The following is a 14,488-nucleotide window of genomic DNA, read 5'->3' as shown; positions in this document are numbered from 1 at the left end:
GGTTGTCGGCGGCCGGCTTGCAGATCCGGCTGTTGTGGCGGCTGTCGGGCATGACGGTCAGTGCGTGCCGACGCCGAGCGAGTTGCCGCGGCGGGCGCAGGCCGGACCCGGGCCGCGCATGTAATAGCGCTCGGGCCGATAGGTCGGCGCGACGAATTCGCGAATGGCGGCGGCATAGCCGGCGATGTGGTTCCAGAAGTTCATTTTACCTGTCCCTGTCCCGTTTTCGGATGTCCCTTCCGAATTGCCCGGGAGCATAGCGTCGAGGCGTGAATAGTCGGTGAACGCGATGTTAATTTGTGGTCCGAAACTCGTTGCTTCGTGGCTGGAATGCGGCTGATTCGCGGTCTTTCGGTGCCTTTTGTCGCGTTTCCGGCTCGTGTGGCTTTTGCATCACATAGGTTTCGTCTCGATGTCGCTTGGACGCGCTTCTGTTTCACGTTCGATCCGGAAATTTCATTGCGCGTTACGCAAAAGGTCAGGAACCGGCCCGGAAGGGACACGTTGATTCCTTCAAGCCCGCGCGGCTCCGACGAAGGCGGCCGCGCCGCCGATTGAATCCCCAACCCGGAACAAGCAATGGAAGGCAACAGCCATGGGTTTCTTTTCGAAAGACATCAAGACGCTGGACGACCTCTTCATCCATATGCTGCGCGACATCTATTATGCCGAGAAAAAGATAGAGCGGACGCTGCCGAAGATGATCGGCTTGGCGACCGATCCGCAGCTGAAGGCCGGCTTCGAAAAACACCTCGAGCAGACCAAGGGTCATATCGATCGCGTCGAGCAGGTGTTCGAGCTGCACGGCGTCAAGGCCAAGGCCGTCAGCTGCCCAGCCATCGACGGCATCCTCGAGGAAGCCGATGAGGTGAGTGCCGATATCGACGACCGGGAGGTTCTCGACGCCGCGCTGATCGCGTCCGCGCAGGCGGTCGAGCACTACGAGATGACACGCTACGGCACGCTGATCGCCTGGGCCAAGCAGCTCGGCCGCAGCGACTGCGCCAACGTGCTGGCCAAGAACCTCAAGGAAGAGCAGGCGACCGACCGCAAGCTCACCGAAATGGCGGAAAACAGGATCAACCTGCTTGCGGCCTGATGGGCTATGCCGCGACGGCGCGCGCCGGCTTGCCCGGAACCCAAGCGCGCCCTGCCCGTTGCCGTTGGGACCGCATCGCGCAGGCGTTCGCAGTAGGAGCTGGCAATGGCACCGCGCCCCGCCTGGAAGGGCTATCTGAAACTGTCGCTGGTCACTTGCGCCATCGAGCTGACCAACGTCGTCACCCATGCCGGGAAGGTTTCGTTCCGCATCCTCAACCGCAAGACCGGCAACACCGTCAGACGCATCTATGTCGACGCCGAAACGGGCAAGCCATTGGACGAAGGCGACGAGATCAAGGGCTACGAGGTGAGCGACGGCGAGTTCGTCCATATCGAGGAAGATGAGATCGAGGCCGTTGAGATCGAGTCCTCGCATACGATGAACCTCGACGGCTTCGTCGAGAAATCCTCGATCGAGCAGATCTATCTCGACACGCCCTACTATGTTTCGCCGGCGGACGAGGTGTCGCAAGAGGCTTTCGCCGTCATCCGCGACGCGATGGCGGCGAAGAAGATGGCCGGCCTCGCGCGCGTCGTGCTCTATCAGCGCGAACGCCCGGTGGCGATCGAGCCGCTCGGCAAGGGCATGGTGCTGACGACCCTGCGCTACGACGACACGGTGCGCCAGCCCGAAACGGTCTTCGACGACATCGAGGCAACCAGGACCGATGACGAGATGATCGATCTTGCAGAGCACATCATCGACCAGAAAAAGACGAAGTTCGACCCTTCAAAGTTCGACGACCGCTACGAGGACGCGCTGCTCGAGCTGATCCGCGCCAAGAAGGCGGGCAAGAAGGCGCCCAAGGCCAAGGCGCCGGCGAAGCCGTCCAATGTGGTCAATCTGTTCGACGCGCTGAAGAAGAGCCTGAACGCGGAAGGCGGCGGGAAAGCCGGCAAATCTTCATCGAAAGCGCGGCCGGCGCGGGCCAAGGCCAAGGCTTCCGCTGCCGGTCACAATCGGCATGGAAGCCGCAAATCCGCATAGGAGCAGGACGTCATGGCCAGCCTCGAGCAATATCATGCCAAGCGCGATTTCCGCAAAACCACGGAGCCTTCCGGCAAACTGCCTCGGCACAAGAAAGGCGAGGCCGGCGGCATCTACGTCATCCAGAAACACGCCGCCACCCGCCTCCACTATGATTTCCGGCTCGAGCATGACGGCGTGCTGTGGAGCTGGGCGGTGACGCGCGGCCCGAGCCTCGATCCGCATGAGAAGCGGCTGGCCGTGCATGTCGAGGACCATCCGATCGACTATGCCTCGTTCGAGGGCACAATTCCGAAGGGCGAGTATGGCGGCGGCTCGGTCATCGTCTGGGACGACGGTCGCTGGGTCCCGGAAGGCGATCCCGCCGAAGGCATGAAGAAAGGCCATATCGGCTTCGAGCTCCAGGGCTACAAGCTGCATGGACGCTGGCATCTGGTCAGGCTGAAACCCCGCCGCGGCGAAAAGCGCGACAACTGGCTGTTGATCAAGGCCGACGATGCCGCCGCCCGTCCCGGCGAGGATATCCTCGAGGACGAGCCGCAATCGGTGAAATCCGGCCTCACCGTCGAGGAGGTCGGCGAAGGCAAGGCGGCCAGGGGCGCGAAGCCGAAGGTCTGGCATTCCGACAGACCGGCCGCCGCCAAGGCAAAGGCCGGTCACTCCAGACGCCTGGAATTCATCGAGCCGCAGCTTGCCACGCTGGAAAAGAATGCGCCTTCCGGCGACGAATGGCTGCACGAGGTGAAATTCGACGGCTACCGCATCCAGGCGCAGATCGCCGGCAGCGATGTCAGGCTGCTGACGCGTGCCGGCCTCGATTGGACGAAGAAATTCGAGGGCCCCGTCACCGCGGCGCTTGCCGGGCTGAAATGCCGCGACGCGGTGTTCGACGGCGAGATCGTCGTGCTGGCCGACAACGGCGTGTCGTCCTTTCCGCTGCTGCAGGCGGCACTTTCGGCCGGCCGCGCCGATCGCTTCATCTACTATGTCTTCGACCTGATGCGGCTCGATGGCAAGGATTTGCGCCGTGAGCCGCTGGTCGAGCGCAAGCAGGTCCTGGCCGAACTGCTCGGCGAGCAGCCGCAGGACTCGGCGCTGCGCTTCAGCGATCATTTTCACGAACCCGGCAAGGTCATGCTGGAGCATGTCTGCCGCATGGGTCTCGAAGGCGTGGTCTCGAAACGCGCCGACGCGCCTTACCGCAGCGGGCGTGGCCTCACCTGGGTGAAGTCGAAATGCACGCTGCGCCAGGAATTCGTCATCGGCGGCTACCTGCCCTCGGACAAGACCGGACGCGGGCTGCGGTCGCTGCTCGTCGGCTATTTCGAAGGCGGCAAGCTGCATTATGCCGGCCGCGTCGGCACAGGCTTTTCCGGCAAGGTGATGGCCGGTCTCAAGAAGAAGCTCGACGGCATCGAGGCGAAGCAGTCGCCTTTCTCCACGGCCGTGCCGAAGGGCAAGGGCCTCACCTGGGTCAAGCCCGAGCTCGTCGGCGAGGTGGAGTTTCGCAGTTGGACATCCGACCGTATAATCCGCCACGCCTCGTTCCAGGGATTGCGTGAGGACAAGCCGGCGGAGGAAGTCGTGCAGGAAAAGCCGAAGCAAGCCGGCGGCAAGGCCGAGGCAAAATCGGGCGGCGGCAGGACCGCGCCGAAAACCGCGGCCGGAACGGCGACTACCTCGATAAAACTTTCGCATCCCGACAAGCTGCTGTGGCCCGACGAAAAGGTCTCCAAGCAGGATCTGCTCGACCACTATGCGCTGGTCTGGCCGCGCATGCAGCAATTCGTCGTCAACCGGCCGCTGAGCCTGGTGCGGGCGCCCGACGGCATCCACGGCCAGCGCTTCTTCCAGAAACATGCCTCGCCGGGCATGAGCGACAAGATCGCCAGGATGAAGGATCCGACCGACGGCGAGGAGATCCTGTTCATCAAGGATTTCGACGGGCTTGCGGCGCTGGTTCAGTATGGCGTGGTCGAGGTCCATATCTGGGGCTCGACCATCGATGAGCTGGAAAAGCCCGACCAGATCATCTTCGACCTCGATCCCGACGAAGGTGTCGACGTCAGCCGCGTGCGCGAGGCGGCGCTCGACATCCACAGGCAGCTCGACGAGCTGTCGTTGCCCAACCTGGTCAAGACCTCCGGCGGCAAGGGCTATCACGTGCTGGTGCCGCTGAAGGCGTCGGCGGACTGGGACGAGGTCAAGGACTTCGCCCATGATTTTGCCCGGGCGCTGGAACAGGCATCGCCCGACCGCTACACGGCAACGCTGTCGAAGAAGGCGCGCACCGACAAGATCTTCGTCGACTATCTGCGCAACAGCCGCGGCGCGACCACGGTCGCGCCCTACTCCTCGCGCGCCAAGAAGTCCGCCACGATATCGATGCCGGTGACCTGGCCGGAGCTTGAAAAGGGCCTGCCGCCCAACGCCTTCCCGCTCGGCGACGAGACGACGCTGAGCGAGCTGAAAAAGGCCGATCCGTGGAAGGATTTCTTCAAGCTGGGCAAGGTGTTGAAGCGCGGGTAATTTTCAGCGCCGAGGGACAGCACCCCCTCTGGCCTGCCGGCCATCTCCCCACTTTGTCTACGCTATTGCACACATCCTATGTGACAGGCGTGAATGATCGGGCCGCGGGGTTGTGTGCGTCAAGTTCTGCAAAAAGGGGCGGCCATGAGGCTGGTCATGCGGCTTGGCGCAGAGCGAGCTTCTTATGCTCGCGCAGGTCGTCCATGTTGATGTAGCGGTTGGCCTCCATCCAGTTTTCGTTGGTTTCGACGGCCAGCGCCCTGACCAGGCGCAGGCAGCTTTCGGCGTTGGGAAAGATGCGCACGACATAGGTGCGGCGCCTGATCTCTTCGTTGAGGCGTTCCAGCATGTTGGTCGACTTCAGGTGCTTGTGGTGCTGGCGCGGCAGGCGAAAGAAGGTCAGCGTGCGCTCGATGGTCTCCTCCACCCACGTCGTCAGCCGCGGATAGCGGCCCGACCATTTGGCCAGCCACGCGGCGAGATCGGCCTTGGCCTCGGCGAGATCGCGCCGGTCGTAGAGCCATCTGAGCTCCTGCAGGCAGTCGTCGCCGTGCTTGCGCGGCAGGTGATCGAGCGCGTTCCTGAGGAAGTGCACGTAGCAGCGTTGCCAGGCCGCTTCCGGAATCACCTCGCCGATCGCCGCGACCAGACCGGCATGGTCGTCGGAGACAACCAACTCGACGCCCCTAAGACCGCGCGCCTTGAGCGCCACGAGGAAGTCCTTCCAGGCCGAGCGGCTCTCGCGATTGGCCATCTCCACGGCCAGGATCTGGCGCCGCCCGTCCCAGTCGATGCCGACCGCGATCAGCACCGCCTGGCTCATGACGATGCCGGCCTCGCGCACCTTCTCGTAGCGGGCATCGAGCACGAGGTAAGCAAAGGGCTCTTGAAGCGGGCGCTCGGCAAAGGCCTTCAGGCTTTCGTCCAGCCGTTTGTTGATGGCCGAGATCGACGAGGCCGAGAAGGCATGCCCGCACAGCTCCTCGGTGATCGCCTTGACCTTGCGGGTCGACACGCCTTGCACGTACATCTCGGCAAGCGTCGCCACCAAGGCCCGCTCGGAGCGCTGGTAGCGCTCGAACAGCTCGGTGGAGAAGCGCCCCTGCCGGTCCTGCGGAACCCGCAGCTCCAGCTTGCCGACACGGGTGACAAGCGTGCGGCCGTAATACCCAGAGCGATAGCCGAGCCGCTCCGGTGTCCGTTCGCTCTTCGAAGCGCCCAGCGCCTCGTCCATCTCGGCCTCGAGGACCTCCTGCATCACTGCGCGGATCACTTCGTGCAGCCCATCCGGGTTCGAAAGCAGAATGTCTTTGACGGCAGCTATGGCGGATTTATCTTCGATCTTGGTCATGGTGGCGTTCCTTCGCGGGAATCAGGTGACGTGAACAATCACCAGCCTGCCATGACCGCCCTCTCTCAGCGAATTTGCAGAACTCTCAGCACACTACCGGCCGCGGCTTGATTGCCACGTGGTTCCCCCAATCCGTCGCTGCTTCGCAGCGCCACCTTTCCCCCCTCCGGAGGGAAAGGAAGGAAGCCTTGCTGGACGAGCGTTGACGGCAAAAAGCCTGGCGCCTTTCCTCTACCCCGTCGATCGGGGGAGAGGTGGCTCGGCGAAGCCGAGACGGAGTGGGGGTCGACCAGCGCTGCGTTGGACGATCATGCGCGAAGCTGCCATGCTGTCCGGCCAGCATCGCGAAATTGGCCGCCTAGGAGAGAAACACCCTCTCGAACGCTTGCTTGCCCTTTGGCGAGAACACCACGGCGCGGCTGTCCTTCTCGCGCCGCGCCCATTTCTCGGCGATGACCTTGTCGAGGATGGCGGCGCCGAGCGCGCCGGCCAGATGCGTGCGCCGCACGCTCCAGTCGAGGCAGGCGCGGCAGACCGGCCGCCGGGCCTTGGCATGGATCTCGACGCCGAGCGCGGCGAAATGCGAAACGGCTGACGGCGACAGCCTGATCTGGTTGTCGTCGCGCAGCAGCACCTTCCTGTCGACGAGGCGGTCGAGCATCGCCACCGCCTGCGCGCCGGCAAGATGGTCATAGCACACACGCGCCACGCGCATGGCCGCGTCGCGCGGGCCGGGCCGCACCCGTTTCGGGCCGACGGCTTCGGCCACGCCGATGATCGCTTCGATCATGCCCGCCACCTGCGGGCCGGCGAGGCCGTAATAGCGATGGCGTCCCTGGCTCGCCAGCGTCAGCAGCCCGCCATCCATAAGCTTGGACAGATGCGAGGACGCGGTAGGCAGCGACACGCCGGCCTCCAGCGCCAGTTCCGACGCGGTCAGCGCCGTGCCGCCCATCAGCGCGTTGAGCATGTTGGCGCGGGCCGGGTCGCCGACCAGGCTGGCGATGCGGGCGATATCGGGTCCTTCACGCATGGTTCGATCCTTATCGAAGCATTCCCGCCAGGGAAGCACTATTCTCATGTCGGCTCAAGGAGCGAGGCAAACGCTCCTGACACAAGAATGCCTAGCACACCGAGTGAAGCGATGTTTCGACCATGATCGAACCGTCGTCGCCAAACAGCCAACCGCCGAAGGAGAGACCGACATGACCATCACCTGCTTCATCCGCTACGAGATCGATCCGTTCGGCAAGGCCGCCTTCGAGCAATATGCGCGCGCCTGGGGCCAGGCCATCCCGCGCTGCGGCGCCGACCTGATCGGCTACTTTGCGCCGCATGAGGGTTCGGCCACCACGGCCTATGCGGCCTACAGCATCGAGAACCTCGCGGCCTACGAAGCCTATCGCGCCCGCCTTGCCGCCGACCCCGTCGGCAAGGCAAACTACGAGTTCGCGCGGCGCGAGAAATTCATCCTGAAGGAAGACCGTATCTTCCTGAAACTGGTGTCGGGCCCGCATGGGCCGATGAAGGCTTTCGATACCGGCGTAACGGTCAGGGAAGGGATAGAGGCATGATCGCTGTCATTTTCGAGGTCGAGCCGGCGGAGGGAAAGCGCGATGCCTATTTCGGCATCGCCGCCGAGCTTAAGCCCCTGCTCGAAAGCATCGACGGCTTCATCTCGGTCGAGCGCTTCCAGTGCCTGACCGATCCGAAACGCGTGCTCTCGCTGTCCTTCTGGCGCGACGAGGATGCGGTGAAGGCCTGGCGCAACACCGAGGAGCACCGCCAGGCGCAGAAGGCCGGCCGCGGTGGAATCTTTGCCGGCTATCGTCTCCGCATCGCCCATGTCGTGCGCGACTACGGGCTGCATGAGAGGGCCGAGGCGCCTGAGGACAGCCGAGCGGTGAACGGATAAGGCTCCCCCTTCTCCCCTTGTGGGAGAAGGTGGATCGGCGCGCAGCGCCGAGACGGATGAGGGGTGCTCAGACGCTGGCGTTCCCTGGAACACCCCTCATCCGTCGCCTTCGGCGACACCTTCTCCCACAAGGGGAGAAGGAGAGCCAGCGCTACGCATTCCCGATCAGCACGCCTGCCCCGAACACCAGCGCGCCGCCCAGCACCACTTGGAATGCGGCGCGCCAGAATGGCGTCTGCATGTAGCGGTTCTGGATGAAGGCGATGGCCCAGAGCTCGAAGAACACCACGATCGCGGCGACGATGGTTGCCGTCCAGAAATAGGGGATGAGGTAGGGCAGCGCGTGGCCGAGCCCGCCCAGCGTCGTCATCAGGCCGACCGTCAGCCCGCGCTTCAGCGGCGAGCCGCGCCCCGAAAGCTTGCCGTCGTCGGAGGCCACCTCGGTGAAGCCCATCGAGATGCCGGCGCCGATCGAAGCGGCAAGACCGACGAGAAAAGTCTGGAACGTCGCATGGGTCGCGAACGCCGCCGCGAAGATCGGCGCCAGCGTCGACACCGACCCGTCCATCAGCCCGGCGAGCCCCGGCTGCACGTAGGTGAGGATGAACTGCCGCTGCTCGGCGCTTGCCTCCTCCTCCTTCACCTCGCCCGGGACATGCGTCTGCTCCAGCTCATGCGCGGAATTCTCATGGCCGAGCTCGGCCATGGCCAGATCGTCGAGCAGTTTGCGCGTCGAGGCGTCGGTGGTGCGCTTGGCCGCCTCGACATAGAAGCGGTAGGCCTGCCGCTCCATGTCCTCGGCCTGGCGGCGCACGTGCTCGATGCCGAGCGGCCGCACCAGCCAGTCCGGCTTGCGCTCGTAATAGCCTCTGACATGTTCGCGGCGAATCAGCGGAATGCGCTCGCCGAAGCGCTTGCGGTGAAGCTCGATCAGGGAATCGCGGTGGCCGTCCTCTTCCTCCGCCATTGCCTCGAACACCTTGGCCGATTGCGGGAAGTCTTCCGCCAGCCCGTCGGCATAGGCGCGGTAGATGCGCCCGTCGTCCTCCTCCGACGATATCGCCAGCGCCAGGATCTCCTGCTCCGACAACGAATCGAAGGAGCGGCGGCCGAAGCCGAAAACACGGGAAAGCATGAGAAAATCACCCTAGTTTAGAATGGTTCTAAACTAGGGTTTCGCGGGCCGAGGGTCAATCACGGACGACGCAAGGCAGACAGAATTCGCCGATCCGGCGTTCCCACTTCATTATTGCCGAATGTTCACCTATATTGTGCATAAGCCAAAATCGAAGGAAACAAGGGATGACGGACAAGAAGCCCCCGCACGCATTCGACCCGAAGCCTGTTCTCGATCTCATCGCCAGCATCGAGGCCGACCTGCAGCGCCTCAAGGGCCTGGTCGAGCAGCAGGCCGAAAAATTCGACCCCGCCAATCCGCACAACAAGACGCCGGACGGCAAGCTCACCGACGAGGGCGTCGAATGCTGCTACCGCATGTTCGACGAGGGCAAGTCCCGCTATACGGTCGCCCAGCAGATGAAGATCTCGTTTGCCGCCGCCACCCACCGCTTCAACAGCTGGCGCAAGCTGGGCGGCAAGAAGCGGACGCCGACGTTGTTGGGGTGAGGCTGCCCCTCGAAGGGACGGCCGCCGTAACAACCATCACCAACATTGTCTCCATCACATTTTTTCGTTGGCGCGTCGGCACAGTTTGCGTGCAGCATGGGTGGTCCGATCCTCCGCGAGACCTCACACGATGACCACCCTACCCGGCATTTCCGACATCCAGGCCGCCGCCGCGCGGCTTTCCGGCCTGACCGTGGAAACACCGCTCATCGAATCGCCCGAGCTCAACGAGCGCTATGGCGGGCGCATCCTGTTCAAGCCGGAGACGCTGCAGCGCACCGGCTCCTTCAAGATCCGCGGCGCCTATAACAAATTGTCGTCGCTCACCGAGGAGGAACGCGGTCGCGGTGTCGTCGCTTTCTCTTCGGGCAACCACGCGCAAGGGGTCGCGGCGTCCGCCGCGATGTTCGGCGTCAAGGCGGTCATCGCCATGCCGGCCGACGCTCCGGCGCTGAAAGTGGGCAATGTGCGCAAGATGGGCGCCGAGGTGGTGCCGTTCGACCGCTACAGGGACGACCGCATGACCATCGTCCGCCCCTATGTCGAGAAGGGCATGGTGCTGGTGCCGCCGTTCGACGATCCGGCCATCATTGCCGGCCAGGGCACGATCGGGCTGGAGTTGATGAAGCAGGCGAAGACGCTCGGCGTCAGCCTCGACGCGGTGGTCATCCCCTGCGGCGGCGGCGGGCTGTCGAGCGGCATCTCCGTCGCCGTCAAGGACGCCTCGCCGCGCACCGCCGTCTGGGCGGTCGAGCCCGAGCATTTCGACGACACGCGCCGTTCGCTGGCCAAAGGCGAAAGGGTCTCGAACCAACCCGGCCATACCTCGATCTGCGATGCGCTCCTCACCGCAGAGCCCGGGGCCATCACCTTCGAGATCAACCGCCGGAACCTCGCCGGCGCCATCGCCGTCTCCGACAAGGCCGCCGCGCAGGCGATGCGCGATGCCATGGCCTACCTGAAGCTGGTGGTCGAGCCTGGCGGTTGCGTCGCGCTCGCCGCGCTCTCATCCGGCGAAATCGACCTCGCCGGCAAATGCGTCGTCGTGGTGCTTTCCGGCGGCAATGTCGATTTCGCCACCTATGCGGAGATTATGGCGGCGGTGTAGGTTCTGCCGCGCGCAGGCCGGAAGCGCCGCTGTCCCGCCAGCATAAAAAGGGCGTGCGCTGCAAAAACGCCTAGTCCAGCGTCCTCCTGAACCGCGCCAATGCTACGCCTGCGAACACCGCCACGAAAACCGCCAGCCAGCCGACCTCGGTCGCGACCGCATTGAATTCCGCGCCCTTCAGCATCACGGCGCGGGTGATGCGCAGGAAATGCGTCAGTGGGAAGATCTCGCCCAAAATCTGGGCCCAGCCCGGCATGCCGCGATAGGGGAACATGAAGCCGGAGAGCAGCAGCGACGGCAGGAAAAAGAAGAAGGTAAGCTGCATCGCCTGCATCTGCGAACGCGCCATGGTCGAGATGGTGTAGCCGAGCAGCACCAGCGAAAGCACGAAGACAAGCACCGAGGAGAGCAGCAGCGTCAGGCTGCCGACGAACGGGACGCCGAACAGAAGCTTCGCCGCCACCAGCACAACCGTCATCTGCACGGCGCCGACGACGAGGAAAGGCAGCACCTTGCCCAGCATGATCTCGGTCGGGCTGGACGGCATGGCCAGCAGGTTCTCCATGGTGCCGCGCTCGGTCTCCCGGGTCAGCGCCATCGCCGTCATCATCACCATCGTCATCTGCAGGATGACGCCGAGCAGGCCCGGAACGATGTTGTATTGCGAGATACCTTCAGGGTTGTAGCGCCGGTGCACCACCACCTGCAGCTGCTGCTTGGCCGACTCGGCGGCCGCTGCCTGCATACCCTGGGCGCGCAGCAGCGCCTGGCTCGCCACCGTGCCCAGCGTCGAAATGGCCCCGCTCGCCGCCGCCGGATCCGTCGCGTCGGCCTCGATCAGGATCTGCGGACTGTCGCCGCGCTCGACGCGCCTGGCAAAGTCGGCCGGGATGGTGACGACAAAGGAGACGGCGCCCTTGGCTATCAGCATCTCGGCCTCGGCCGCGCTCTCGGTTACATGGTCGAAACGGTAGTAGCGGGTCATCTGCAGGGCGGAGACCATGGCACGCGTATACTGGTCGTTGCTCATCGCCACCAGCGCCGTCGGCAGGCTCTTTGGATCATTGTTGATGGCGAAGCCGAACAGCACGAGCTGCAGCAAAGGCACGCCCAGCATCATGGCGAAGGTGATGCGGTCGCGCCGCATCTGGATGAATTCCTTGATCAAGAGCGCCCCGAGCCTCGCGAAGGAAAAGACCGCTCCGAAGCCATCTTTCATGTCATGTTGTCCTTCGAGCCGGCCATGAACTGGATGAACACGTCTTCCAGGCTGGTCTCGCCCGGCGTCACCGTCACGCCCTTGTGCTCCTTCTCGACGTCGGCAAGCGCCTTTTCGAGCGCCGCCTTGTCGGAGCCGACGACGTGCAGCGTGGCGCCGAACGGCGCCACCTGGTCGACGCCCGGGCGGCCATCGAGCGCTTCGGCCACCCGGTCGAGGCGCGGCCCCTGCACGACGAAGGTGGTCAGGCCGGCATTCCTCACCACCTCGTCCACCGTGCCGGTGGCCAGCAGCTTGCCGTAGGAGATATAGCTGATGCGGTGGCAGCGTTCGGCTTCGTCCATGTAGTGGGTGGAGACCAGCACCGTCAGCCCGCCGCTCGCCAGCCTGTGGATCTCGTCCCAGAACTCGCGTCGCGCCTTCGGGTCGACGCCCGCCGTCGGCTCGTCGAGCAGAAGCAGCTTCGGCTTGTGCATGATGCAGGCGGCCAGAGCCAGCCGCTGCTTCCAGCCGCCGGAAAGCGTTCCGGCCAGCTGATTGCGGCGCGTGCTCAGGCCAAGCTCCTGCAGCGTCCGCGATACATATTCCTCGACCGGCTTCAGCTGATAGAGCCGCGCCACGAATTCCAGATTCTCGCCGATCGTCAGATCCTCGTAGAACGAGAATTTCTGCGTCATGTAGCCGACTTCGCGTTTGATCTTGAGCGAGTCGGCGCGGATGTCGAAGCCAAGCACCGTGCCCTCGCCCTCGTCCGGCGTCAAAAGCCCGCACATGATGCGGATGGTCGTCGTCTTGCCCGAGCCGTTCGGCCCGAGGAAGCCGACGATCTCGCCCTCGGCGACGGTCATCGTCACATGGTCGACGACGGTCTTGTTGCCGAACCGCTTGACCAGCCCGCGGACGTCGATGACGTTCATTTTTGCCGGTCCGCCCCGAGATCAGCCAGGTCGACATCGACGATCTGGCCGGGCTGCAGCGGACCGGCATCGCCCTCCGGACGCGCCTCGACGAGATAGACCAGCTTCTGCCGGTTCTCCAGCGAGTAGATCACCGGCGGGGTGAATTCCGGATCGGGCGAGACATAGCTGACCCGCGCCTTGAGGTCCGGCCCGCAGCCATCGCAGCGCACGCTGAGCCGCGTGCCGACCTTCACCGAGGAGAAGGCAGTCTCAGGCACATAGACGCTGAGTTTTACGGCGCCGTCGGGCAGCATCGAGAGCACCGGCGCGGTCGGCCCGGCGGTGTCGCCGGGATTGCGGATCACGTCGTCGATGCGGCCCGGCGAAGGCGCCGCCAGCACGCGCTTGGACAGGCGCCACTTGGCCTGCCCCAATTCCGATTGCGCCTGCTTGACCTGGTTTTCGGCCGCCTTGATCGTCTCGGCGCGCCCCGGCAGGCCGCCGACGGCGAGGTTGGCTTCGGCCTGGCCGACCTGGGCGTTGGCCGTCTCGAGCGAAGCCGAAGCCGTATCATAGTCGGCCTGGGTGCCGGTGCCGCGCTTGTAGAGGTCGCTGGCGCGGTCGTATTTGCGCTTGGCGTCGGCGGCCTGCGCCTTGGCCATGTCGACCTGCGCCTTGAGCACGGCGATCTCATCCGGCCGCTTGCCGACCTGCAGGTCGGCGAGCTGCGCCTCGGCCTGAGCCAGCGCGGCCTCAGCCTGCGCCACGGCGATCTTGGCGTCGGCATCCTCCAGCGTCGCCACCGGCATGCCTGGCGTGACGCGGTCGCCGCGCTTGACGCCGACCGTCGCCACCTGGGCCACCTCGATCGGTGCCATCAACACATATTCGCCTTCGACATAGCCGACGGCGAGCGGTGCGGCCGGTGCGCAGGCGCCGAACAGCTGGGCCGCAAGCGGCAGCGAACAGAGAAAACTCATGATTTGCCCTTCTTGCCGGCGGCCGCGTCGCGTGCCGCCAGCATTGCCCTGAGGTTGTCGGTCGCGACCGCCACCACTTTGGCGGCCTCCTTGTTGCCGATCTCGCGCCAGCCCATCCTGCGCAGCACCGCCTCGCGGCCGATGCGAAAATAGATGACTTGCCCGATCATGGTGAACACGGTGAGCTTCGTGGCCTCGCTCTCGGCCGGCTCGCCGGTCGCCTGCTCCCAGATCCGGCAAAGCCGGCGGTGCGTCGGTTCGAACACGCCGGCATAGATACGGTCCAGCGCCGCCGTTGGATGCGACAGCTCGCGGAGTACGAATTGTACGATCTCGCCGGCCTGCGGGCTTGCCACGATAAAGCCGACCATCCGCTCCAGCGCGGCGAAGAGCTGCGCCCGCGCCGCCTCCGGGTTTGTGGGGGCGGCCGCCTGGGCCCCGAGCGCCTGGCCGGCGATCCCCTGGATGGTTTCGACGATGAAGTCGGCGGCGGCGGCGCGCAGGCCCTCCTTGCCGCCGAAATGATAGGCGATGGAGCCGATATTGGCCTTCGCCTCGGCCGCTATCTCGCGTGTCGAGGTGCCGTCGAAGCCGTGCCGTCCGAACAGCTTGAGCGCCGCCTGCACCAGCGCAGCGCGCGTTTGATCGGCGGGAGAGGCTTCGCGTGGCGGCCGCTTGGCGGTCGTTTGCTTGCTCATGCCGTTTGTTTAATCAATCGATTGATTAAAGTCAAATTGATTCTCGGTCCGGCTTGCCATGTCGGTTTCCACGC

Annotated in this window: 15 protein-coding genes; 7 read left to right on the top strand and 8 right to left on the bottom strand. The window is 64.6% G+C overall.

The window, feature by feature from the left end; genetic code table 11:
• Positions 1–57 precede the first annotated feature (57 nt).
• Positions 58–204, bottom strand: coding sequence for a hypothetical protein (locus QAZ47_RS03780; RefSeq protein WP_278232566.1), 147 nt, complete (start codon positions 202–204; stop codon positions 58–60).
• Positions 205–595: 391 nt separating this feature from the next.
• Here QAZ47_RS03780 and QAZ47_RS03775 point away from each other — a divergent pair, with 391 nt between their 5' ends.
• From QAZ47_RS03775 to ligD, 3 genes are all read left to right on the top strand, one after another.
• The gene (locus QAZ47_RS03775) at positions 596–1,099 is read left to right on the top strand and encodes a ferritin-like domain-containing protein (RefSeq protein ID WP_278232565.1); all 504 of its coding nucleotides are present in this window, start codon (positions 596–598) and stop codon (positions 1,097–1,099) included.
• Between the two features lie 105 nt (positions 1,100–1,204).
• Complete coding sequence (locus tag QAZ47_RS03770; protein WP_278232564.1) at positions 1,205–2,089, top strand: Ku protein; 885 nt, start codon at positions 1,205–1,207, stop codon at positions 2,087–2,089.
• A gap of 12 nt (positions 2,090–2,101) precedes the next feature.
• Positions 2,102–4,618, top strand: a complete 2,517-nt coding sequence (ligD, locus tag QAZ47_RS03765) for a DNA ligase D (RefSeq protein WP_278232563.1) — start codon at positions 2,102–2,104, stop codon at positions 4,616–4,618.
• Positions 4,619–4,772: 154 nt separating this feature from the next.
• Here ligD and QAZ47_RS03760 read toward each other — a convergent pair whose 3' ends face one another.
• Positions 4,773–5,969 (bottom strand): IS256 family transposase, encoded by a 1,197-nt coding sequence (locus QAZ47_RS03760; RefSeq protein WP_278203348.1) that lies wholly within the window; start codon positions 5,967–5,969, stop codon positions 4,773–4,775.
• Between the two features lie 358 nt (positions 5,970–6,327).
• A complete protein-coding gene (locus tag QAZ47_RS03755) occupies positions 6,328–7,002 on the bottom strand; it encodes a winged helix-turn-helix domain-containing protein (RefSeq protein WP_278232562.1) in 675 nt (224 codons plus the stop codon).
• A 172-nt stretch (positions 7,003–7,174) separates the two neighbouring features.
• Here QAZ47_RS03755 and QAZ47_RS03750 point away from each other — a divergent pair, with 172 nt between their 5' ends.
• Both QAZ47_RS03750 and QAZ47_RS03745 read left to right on the top strand, forming a co-directional pair.
• Positions 7,175–7,543, top strand: coding sequence for an NIPSNAP family protein (locus QAZ47_RS03750; protein WP_278205632.1), 369 nt, complete (start codon positions 7,175–7,177; stop codon positions 7,541–7,543).
• A complete protein-coding gene (locus tag QAZ47_RS03745) occupies positions 7,540–7,884 on the top strand; it encodes an antibiotic biosynthesis monooxygenase (protein WP_278205631.1) in 345 nt (114 codons plus the stop codon). Before QAZ47_RS03750 ends, QAZ47_RS03745 begins: the two co-directional genes overlap by 4 nt.
• Before the next feature lie 151 nt (positions 7,885–8,035).
• Here QAZ47_RS03745 and mbfA read toward each other — a convergent pair whose 3' ends face one another.
• Positions 8,036–9,019: an iron exporter MbfA gene (gene mbfA / locus QAZ47_RS03740; RefSeq protein ID WP_278232561.1), complete on the bottom strand. Its 984-nt coding sequence runs from the start codon at positions 9,017–9,019 to the stop codon at positions 8,036–8,038.
• 167 nt (positions 9,020–9,186) lie between these two features.
• Here mbfA and QAZ47_RS03735 point away from each other — a divergent pair, with 167 nt between their 5' ends.
• Positions 9,187–9,510 carry a hypothetical protein gene (locus QAZ47_RS03735; RefSeq protein WP_278077043.1) on the top strand — a complete coding sequence of 108 codons (324 nt, stop codon included), beginning with the start codon at positions 9,187–9,189 and terminating at the stop codon, positions 9,508–9,510.
• Positions 9,511–9,640: 130 nt separating this feature from the next.
• Positions 9,641–10,618 carry a threonine/serine dehydratase gene (locus QAZ47_RS03730; RefSeq protein ID WP_278232560.1) on the top strand — a complete coding sequence of 326 codons (978 nt, stop codon included), beginning with the start codon at positions 9,641–9,643 and terminating at the stop codon, positions 10,616–10,618.
• Positions 10,619–10,688: 70 nt separating this feature from the next.
• Here QAZ47_RS03730 and QAZ47_RS03725 read toward each other — a convergent pair whose 3' ends face one another.
• The 4 genes from QAZ47_RS03725 to QAZ47_RS03710 are packed head-to-tail and all read right to left on the bottom strand — an operon-like array spanning position 10,689 to position 14,414.
• Positions 10,689–11,837, bottom strand: a complete 1,149-nt coding sequence (locus QAZ47_RS03725) for an ABC transporter permease (RefSeq protein ID WP_278232559.1) — start codon at positions 11,835–11,837, stop codon at positions 10,689–10,691.
• Positions 11,834–12,754, bottom strand: coding sequence for an ABC transporter ATP-binding protein (locus QAZ47_RS03720; protein ID WP_278232558.1), 921 nt, complete (start codon positions 12,752–12,754; stop codon positions 11,834–11,836). Before QAZ47_RS03720 ends, QAZ47_RS03725 begins: the two co-directional genes overlap by 4 nt.
• Positions 12,751–13,716 carry an HlyD family efflux transporter periplasmic adaptor subunit gene (locus tag QAZ47_RS03715; RefSeq protein ID WP_278232557.1) on the bottom strand — a complete coding sequence of 322 codons (966 nt, stop codon included), beginning with the start codon at positions 13,714–13,716 and terminating at the stop codon, positions 12,751–12,753. Before QAZ47_RS03715 ends, QAZ47_RS03720 begins: the two co-directional genes overlap by 4 nt.
• Positions 13,713–14,414, bottom strand: coding sequence for a CerR family C-terminal domain-containing protein (locus QAZ47_RS03710; RefSeq protein ID WP_278232556.1), 702 nt, complete (start codon positions 14,412–14,414; stop codon positions 13,713–13,715). The genes QAZ47_RS03715 and QAZ47_RS03710 overlap by 4 nt, the downstream gene beginning before the upstream one ends.
• Between the last annotated feature and the right edge of the window lie 74 nt (positions 14,415–14,488).

The organism is Mesorhizobium sp. WSM4904, from assembly GCF_029674545.1.
Classification (GTDB): Bacteria; Pseudomonadota; Alphaproteobacteria; order Rhizobiales; family Rhizobiaceae; genus Mesorhizobium.
The sequence above is the reverse complement of the archived record's forward strand: the minus strand, read 5'-3'. Positions and strand labels throughout refer to the sequence as shown.

Bases quoted from the DNA above. Each gene is read 5' to 3' on its own strand.
- QAZ47_RS03770 (WP_278232564.1), top strand. From the start codon at position 1,205: ATGGCACCGCGCCCCGCCTGGAAGGGCTATCTGAAACTGTCGCTGGTC.
- QAZ47_RS03720 (WP_278232558.1), bottom strand. From the start codon at position 12,754: ATGAACGTCATCGACGTCCGCGGGCTGGTCAAGCGGTTCGGCAACAAG.
- QAZ47_RS03725 (WP_278232559.1), bottom strand. From the start codon at position 11,837: ATGAAAGATGGCTTCGGAGCGGTCTTTTCCTTCGCGAGGCTCGGGGCG.
- QAZ47_RS03755 (WP_278232562.1), bottom strand. From the start codon at position 7,002: ATGCGTGAAGGACCCGATATCGCCCGCATCGCCAGCCTGGTCGGCGAC.
- QAZ47_RS03745 (WP_278205631.1), top strand. From the start codon at position 7,540: ATGATCGCTGTCATTTTCGAGGTCGAGCCGGCGGAGGGAAAGCGCGAT.
- ligD (WP_278232563.1), top strand. From the start codon at position 2,102: ATGGCCAGCCTCGAGCAATATCATGCCAAGCGCGATTTCCGCAAAACC.
- QAZ47_RS03780 (WP_278232566.1), bottom strand. From the start codon at position 204: ATGAACTTCTGGAACCACATCGCCGGCTATGCCGCCGCCATTCGCGAA.
- mbfA (WP_278232561.1), bottom strand. From the start codon at position 9,019: ATGCTTTCCCGTGTTTTCGGCTTCGGCCGCCGCTCCTTCGATTCGTTG.
- QAZ47_RS03715 (WP_278232557.1), bottom strand. From the start codon at position 13,716: ATGAGTTTTCTCTGTTCGCTGCCGCTTGCGGCCCAGCTGTTCGGCGCC.
- QAZ47_RS03730 (WP_278232560.1), top strand. From the start codon at position 9,641: ATGACCACCCTACCCGGCATTTCCGACATCCAGGCCGCCGCCGCGCGG.
- QAZ47_RS03775 (WP_278232565.1), top strand. From the start codon at position 596: ATGGGTTTCTTTTCGAAAGACATCAAGACGCTGGACGACCTCTTCATC.
- QAZ47_RS03760 (WP_278203348.1), bottom strand. From the start codon at position 5,969: ATGACCAAGATCGAAGATAAATCCGCCATAGCTGCCGTCAAAGACATT.
- QAZ47_RS03750 (WP_278205632.1), top strand. From the start codon at position 7,175: ATGACCATCACCTGCTTCATCCGCTACGAGATCGATCCGTTCGGCAAG.
- QAZ47_RS03710 (WP_278232556.1), bottom strand. From the start codon at position 14,414: ATGAGCAAGCAAACGACCGCCAAGCGGCCGCCACGCGAAGCCTCTCCC.
- QAZ47_RS03735 (WP_278077043.1), top strand. From the start codon at position 9,187: ATGACGGACAAGAAGCCCCCGCACGCATTCGACCCGAAGCCTGTTCTC.